Source organism: Ilyobacter sp., assembly GCF_041583315.1.
In the GTDB taxonomy this organism is placed as follows: Bacteria; Fusobacteriota; Fusobacteriia; order Fusobacteriales; family Fusobacteriaceae; genus Ilyobacter.
The window spans coordinates 1-6,858 of record NZ_JBFHGC010000089.1 but is presented as its reverse complement, the minus strand read 5'-3'; the positions used below and the strand labels follow the sequence as shown (position 1 = coordinate 6,858).

Below are 6,858 nucleotides of genomic sequence, written 5' to 3'. Positions count from 1 at the left end.
TATTAATCATAAAGTAAGGCTGTATTTTTCATACCATTTTACAAATTCGTCATATACAACAGGTCTGCTGAAATAATATCCCTGGGCATAGTCGCAGCCCATCTCTTTTAAAATATCCAGGGATTCCTTGTCCTCTACACCTTCTGCCACGACTTTCAGGTTGAGAATATGTGCAATATCAATGGAAGATTTTACTATATCACTGTCTTTCTTATTATTTTTAAGGCTTTTTATAAATATTCTGTCTAATTTTATCTTATCCAATGGAAGTTGCTGAAGGTATGACAAGGTAGAATAACCTGTACCAAAATCATCTAATGAAAATTTAATTCCCAGTGCCTTGTACCGTAAGATCATTGAAGCGGTAGCTTCAAAGTCTTTTACCAGATCCCTCTCTATTATTTCAAACTCTATTTTATCCAAAGGTTTTCCAGAAGATTTTAAATCATCCAGAAAATAAAAAAACTTGTTATGTTCCAAAAGTTTTAAGGGGATATTAACGGCTATACTCATATTTACATTTAAATTTTCCATAAGGCTTAGTGTATCTAAGGAGGTATTGATAACCCAACGGGTGATATCAGATATAAAAGTAGTTGTCTCTGTATACTCTATAAAGTCATTGGGAGGAACTAAACCATGCTTAGGGTGATTCCATCTGATAAGAGCCTCTACTCCCTTTATTTCGCCGTTTGACAGGTTTATCTTAGGCTGATAACACAGGAAAAACTCATTTTTCTTTAAGGCTCTTGGGATATCATTTATTAGACTTAAATTTGCAGAAGATTCCTTTGACATTTCAGGAGTAAATACTGAATAATGCTTTAAGTTTTGTGCTGCCAACTCTTTTGCAATTTGTGCTTCTCTTATAAATCTTAAAATATCGCCGTCATAAGTAGAGACACCTATAGAAGCAGAGGGATAGAAATCAATTTTTCTTATTTTCACCGGGTTTTCGAAAAACCGGAGAAATAGGTCAACAGATTTTTTATGATCCTTCTCATAGAGCAGGACTGCAAAGGTACTTGAATCGAAATGAAATAGTTTCATAGAATCATTTCTATCTATCAGACGATTAAATGAATGCTTAAAAGCTATTATCATCTCTGTGAAAAAATCATAGCCCAAATCTTCCGCAGCCTTATAATAGTTTTTCAGGTCGATCAGTATCAGGTGCGGGTGTGAATATCTATTTTCGTTGAACTCTATATTTTCAAAATATTTTCTGTTTGGTAAACCGGTTGTCTGACTGTAAAAAGAATTTTTTTCCACTCTTTTGAGAAGGTTTATAAGATAATGGCTTATAAAACCGGATAAAACTCCCACTAGTGTAAAGAAAAATATTCTGTATATATAATTAGAGGGAAGCTGCATTTCCATTGTAGCAGTATTCATAGGCATATAAGGTCCCAAAATAAAACCACCGGAGATACCGAAAATAGTTCCCCCTATAGGCCCGAAGAAGAAAGAACTTATTATTATCACAAGATACATCATATGAGAATAAGAGTACTTTATCCCTCCTGTCCTGTAAACCAATGTGTAAACACCTGCCTGCAAAATAAGTATAGCCAAAATTACAAGAATTTTTCTAAAGCCTCTTAATGCTGTCCAGTTGGAAAGATGCTTAATCAATAAAATAACACTCATTGGACATTACTCCTTATTTTCAATAAGATACATGGTCTACTCCGAATAAACCATGGGAAAGTATAACATATACACATTATGAGGTCAATATGCAAAAGTAAAAATATATATTTAACTAATATATTGTATATATAATAAGTAAGGAAAAAATATATAAAAAACAGGCCCCTATAGGGGCCTGTGAAACAGATTTATACTAATATAATTTTGGGTTCTTACCGTACCTGTTTTCGTTGTAGTCCCCATCCTTCACCATGAATATAAATAATATGATAACACCTATGACAGGTACTATCCCTATGAGCATCCACCACGCTGATTTATCCACATCATGAAGCCTTCTCACTGCCACTGCGATGCTAGGGACAAAAACAACCAGGGCATAGATACCCCCGAAAAGTCCTGCATCGGTACTGGAATCAAGAGTTCCCGCCATGGAATCCACAGCGGTCAACAGGATGCTGAATATTATATTGAACAGTACAAAGTACCAGTACTCTTTTCTCTGTGCCCGCCCTCCAAAAACAGCATAATTTTTAAATGCCTTTAAATACCAGTTCATAGAGCCTCCTTTTACCGATAAAATTTTTCTTTTTCCTTAAAATTAAATACTGTAAAAATCCGTGCAATCCTTTTATAAAACAGAGATTGAATATTTTTATCACATATAAATACTTCTCTTTGTATATAATGTTTTATACTATATAATATATATGTGAGGTGATATTCTTATGGATATAATAGCTGTAATAGAAAAAATAATAACTTGGAAAAAGACCAGTCTTGTAAGAAAATTTTTGCTCATGACTCTCATAATATCGATACAGCTGCTGATTGCTTTTCTGATTTACGATTTAGGCGGAACAAAAAATTCATATGTATATCTAGAGCTTTCAGTAATCATTGTAGGAGGATTCGTTTTCGGGCCTTTGGGGGGAGCTTTTTTAGGAGCGACAGGTGGTGGATTCCTAGGACCTTTTATGCCTGCTGATACAGCTACAATGCTCATGCAGGACAGATCTAGCTGGCTATTTAGATTATTTTACTATATATGCACAGGATATGTTTCAGGGATAGTTATAAGGTATCTTTTAAATATAATTGACCGATTAAGTTCTATTACCCTGTACAATTCTGTAACTCAGCTTCCAAATAAAAAATATTTTGAAAATAGATCTATAAAATATGATCCTGAAGACCGTGTGGCAGTTATAAAGTTTGAAGAGTATCCCAAAATGATAGAAAACTTCGGAATAGATTATGCCACAGATTTTATAAAGAAAATATCCGTTATTCTTGTGGAAGTTTTTAATAAGGCAGATAAAAAAAATAACAGGCAAAATGTGTTTCATCTTGAAGATGATAAGTTTGCAGTTGTTTTTTCAGGATCAGAAATAAAAGATTGTTTTAAAAATACTTACAAGAGAATCTATAACTCTATAAAGAGAAAGGAAATGGAATATTTCCCAAGTTCCTTTATAGGTATAAGCCGGTGCAGTGAAAGTAATATGCAAATTTTTCAGAATGCAGAAACAGCCAGAAGATCGGCTAAAAAAAATCTAAAATTTTATGAGGAATACTCTCCTGAATTAAGTAAAAAATCAAATAAGAATTTTGACCTTTCACTGGAGATTCCGAGAGCTATAAACAATAGAGAATTTTTTCTTTGCTATCACCCGAAAATCAACCTCAGCTCCGGGGAAGTAGAAGGAGTAGAAGCCCTAATAAGATGGAATCATCCGGAGAAAGGATTAATACCTCCAGATGCCTTCATACCTTATATAGAAAAGACAGCTATGATAAGTAAAGTCACTAAATGGGTTCTGAAAACATCTTTATCAGAAATTAAAAATATGCAGAGCGAAAATATAAATATAAATATCTCTGTTAATATTCCATTAAAAATTCTTGAAAATTCAAAGATCATAAGATATATAGATAACTACAAAAAAAATCAACTTCCTCTTCATAAACTGGAACTGGAAATTTTGGAGCGGGATAATGTAGAGAACTTTAGAAAAACATCCTCTGCAATGAAAATCTTAAAAGAAATCGGGGTTGATTTTTCGCTTGATGACTACGGGACAGGCTACTCCACCCTTTCCTACATGCAGAATCTTCCCTTTGACAAGATAAAGATTGACAGAATGTTTACAAGAGATATCGAAACCAATAAAAAAAACAGAGAACTCATAGGTTCAACCATAGATATAGTGCATACTTTAGGTATGGAAGTGGTGGCAGAAGGTGTAGAAACTAAAGAAGCACTTGAAATCTTAAAAAATATGAGTTGTGATTATGCCCAGGGATATTACTTCACAAAACCCATCAAATATGATGATTTTATCAAATGGTATAGGGGGTATTGCACTACCAAAAAACCGGCTTAATTTCTTGGATCTCTTAATAAATAGGGTATAAAGAATAAGTTAATTGTATTTTAATCTTAATATAGTATGATATTTGAGATTTAAGAGGCGTTACATTCAAACTCCTGAGGTTTGAGGAGTTATTTATACTTACCCCCTTGTCCAAAAGGCCCGTGTGGGCCTTTTTTTTATGGGGAATAATATATTATTCTGTTGCTTTTATTTATAAAAAAGATTATAACCTTTATGAGTATATCATTCATAAAGGTGGGGGGATAGATCATTTTGAAGAGAGCTTTTACTATAATAGAGTTGATGATTTCAATAGCTGTGATAGGTCTTTTATCAGCCATTGCACTCCCTAAATTCAGTGAGATCAACAGCAAAGCCAAAGTTGCCAATGTACAGGGTAATCTGGCAAACCTGAGAACCTCTATAGGGATCTACATGGCCAGGACCGGAGAATATCCCGACCTGGAAAACAATGAAAATCTAGAGGACATAGTATATGACACATATAAGTTTACAGATTTTTACAGCAGGTCGGTGATGCCCTATACACCAACCTCTGAAAATACTGATAAAATAAATAGTGTCGTAACCACAAGGAGTAATATAGGGGGATGGCTTTACTTATATGATACGGGAGATATATACGCCAATTTAGAGGACGGAAACTATACCGGTGATGAAGTAAATGAAGTCTGGGAAGAAGAGGGAAGTACAGATACTTCTGACGATACCTCTGATGAAGAATCTTCTACAGATAGTATTACTGCCTATCTTACAAATTACTTTAACGTTTCTACTGTTGAAACGGATGACAGTGTCGTTTCCTTTAATGGGGGTGGAAATAAAGTACAGTTTAAAAATACATCAGACGCTTCTTTTACGGGAGTTTACTATATATTTTCAGATGGGTTGCTATCAGATCCTTATTCTTTAGAGATTAAGAATAACGGTAATGGTACCACCAATTTGGACATTACTGCAACCGAGGAGATCACAGTTGTGGGAGTATACATAGACAGCAGTGGGAATACAATCTATTATTATGTAACTTTATAAATTAAAGGCAGAGGATATCCTCTGCCTTTAACTTATAAAATCTTATTGTGAGTTATCAATATCTATCAACTCTTTAAAAATTCTTTTGAACTCTCTATGGTTTTCCAAAAATATTTTTACAATGAGAGGATCAAAATGTTTTCTGCTTTCATTTATTATTATTTCCATTGATTCTTCATGGGAAAATTCTCTTTTGTAAGGGCGCTCACTTCTCAGGGCGTCATATACATCAGACAGCGCCATTATTCTTGCTGGGAGAGGTATTTCATTACCTTTCAAGCCCATAGGATAGCCAGAACCGTCCCATTTCTCATGATGATATCTCACTATATCCAGTGCCAGATCCAGAAAAGTAGTAAATCCGAGTTTTTCCTTTGCTATTAGCAGAGTCTTGTATCCATGCTCACAGTGTTTTTTTACCTCTTCAAACTCTTCTGCAGTTAGTTTCCCTGGTTTGTTAAGTATGTTGTCGCTGACTCCGACCTTACCAATATCATGAAGGAGTGCTGCATTTTCCAGGTCATGCATATCATAATCTTTTAGAAAATTTTTATCTATTTGCAGCTCTTTTAGTTTTTCTCCGATGACCTGCACGTATTTTGATGTCCTGATTATATGGTATCCTGTGTTGTAGTCTCGTAACTCCGCCTGATGTGCCAGTGCAAATATTGTCACCTCTTGAGTCTGCTTCAGCCTGTTTAAAGTTTCATTGTGTCTTTTATCTGCATATAAGAAAATATACATACGGAAAAAATAGAAAACTAATATATTGATTGCTATAATAATCCAGATGATCCTATTTGAATACTTCAGGTCATTTGTGAGAAGGTTATTCTTTTCATAGACCTCCACAACTCCTACAACATTCCCTGCAAGAGAAACCGGTATATAAAATTCAAAAATTCTTCCCGCTTTTAACTCTTCCAGGTTTTCATTTTTTTTCTTAGGTTTTATATTGTAAGAAGGTAAACCGGAGACAGCTTTTTGATGCTCTGTATTATTTGGAAATACCTGTCCTACAATATTTTCATTGTCACTTGACAATCTTCAAAAAAGTACAGCCAATATAAAATCAGATTGGGAAGGTTCTGTTAGACAAAGAGCCGAATTGGGGCTGGCTAATATAGAAGAATCAACAGCACCAGTTTTCCTTCAAATCAATCCAGATATTATTAATGCCCAATTTGACATAGAATCTTTTGGTATTGAAATAATATCAGAGGAAGCTGATGGTTTTATTATTGGGGCATCACAAGATAATTTAAATACACTTGAAGAAAAAATAGCGGGTTTCATTAATTCTGAACATGCCACTGGTAGAATTGCTGATTTTTGGCAAATTATTGAGGGCGATAGAGAAGAGTGGAAACCAAAGCATATACTTTCCGAAAATTTATACTCTCGTTGGCATGAAATAGTTGACGATGAAATTTATCGAGTTGAAATATCCGTTGCATTTGCCAAACCTCTTGGGAAAGAGCCTGACCCCGAGAAAAGGGGTGGTGAAACAAGGCTGCTAAAATACAGAGAACAGCAGGAACAAAGGGATAGTTTGCTATTGGAGAGACAAGACCATTTTGAAGAATTTATTTCTCATTATGGAAATATTATTAGTTCAATAGTCGAGTTAGAAGATAGTTTTGCTTGTGAAGCGGAGATTTGTGGCTTGGGCTTAAAAGATATGGTGGTTAATTACCAATATGTTTTCGAGGTTTCTGAAATTGATGAAATTTCAGGGATTAATGGAGCAGATAATGAATTGGATGATTTT

The 6,858-nt window shown here is 34.4% G+C and carries 6 protein-coding genes; 3 read left to right on the top strand and 3 right to left on the bottom strand.

Going from position 1 to position 6,858, the window contains the following annotated elements; translation table 11 throughout:
• Positions 1 to 6: 6 nt before the first annotated feature.
• Positions 7 to 1,650, bottom strand: coding sequence for a putative bifunctional diguanylate cyclase/phosphodiesterase (locus tag ABZA26_RS04675; protein ID WP_372713355.1), 1,644 nt, complete (start codon positions 1,648 to 1,650; stop codon positions 7 to 9).
• Positions 1,651 to 1,846: 196 nt separating this feature from the next.
• Positions 1,847 to 2,212 carry a DUF805 domain-containing protein gene (locus ABZA26_RS04670; RefSeq protein WP_372713353.1) on the bottom strand — a complete coding sequence of 122 codons (366 nt, stop codon included), beginning with the start codon at positions 2,210 to 2,212 and terminating at the stop codon, positions 1,847 to 1,849.
• A 169-nt stretch (positions 2,213 to 2,381) separates the two neighbouring features.
• Here ABZA26_RS04670 and ABZA26_RS04665 point away from each other — a divergent pair, with 169 nt between their 5' ends.
• Together ABZA26_RS04665 and ABZA26_RS04660 are read left to right on the top strand one after the other, a co-directional pair.
• A complete protein-coding gene (locus tag ABZA26_RS04665) occupies positions 2,382 to 4,040 on the top strand; it encodes an EAL domain-containing protein (protein WP_372713352.1) in 1,659 nt (552 codons plus the stop codon).
• A gap of 264 nt (positions 4,041 to 4,304) precedes the next feature.
• A complete protein-coding gene (locus ABZA26_RS04660; RefSeq protein ID WP_372713351.1) occupies positions 4,305 to 5,087 on the top strand; it encodes a type II secretion system protein in 783 nt (260 codons plus the stop codon).
• A 42-nt stretch (positions 5,088 to 5,129) separates the two neighbouring features.
• Here ABZA26_RS04660 and ABZA26_RS04655 read toward each other — a convergent pair whose 3' ends face one another.
• The gene (locus ABZA26_RS04655) at positions 5,130 to 6,131 is read right to left on the bottom strand and encodes an HD-GYP domain-containing protein (RefSeq protein ID WP_372713350.1); all 1,002 of its coding nucleotides are present in this window, start codon (positions 6,129 to 6,131) and stop codon (positions 5,130 to 5,132) included.
• Between ABZA26_RS04655 and ABZA26_RS04650 the strand changes: the two genes are divergently transcribed.
• The coding region (locus tag ABZA26_RS04650; protein ID WP_372713349.1) for a hypothetical protein at positions 6,118 to 6,858 on the top strand (741 nt) is incomplete at its 3' end. The two genes, ABZA26_RS04655 and ABZA26_RS04650, sit on opposite strands and share 14 nt — an antisense overlap.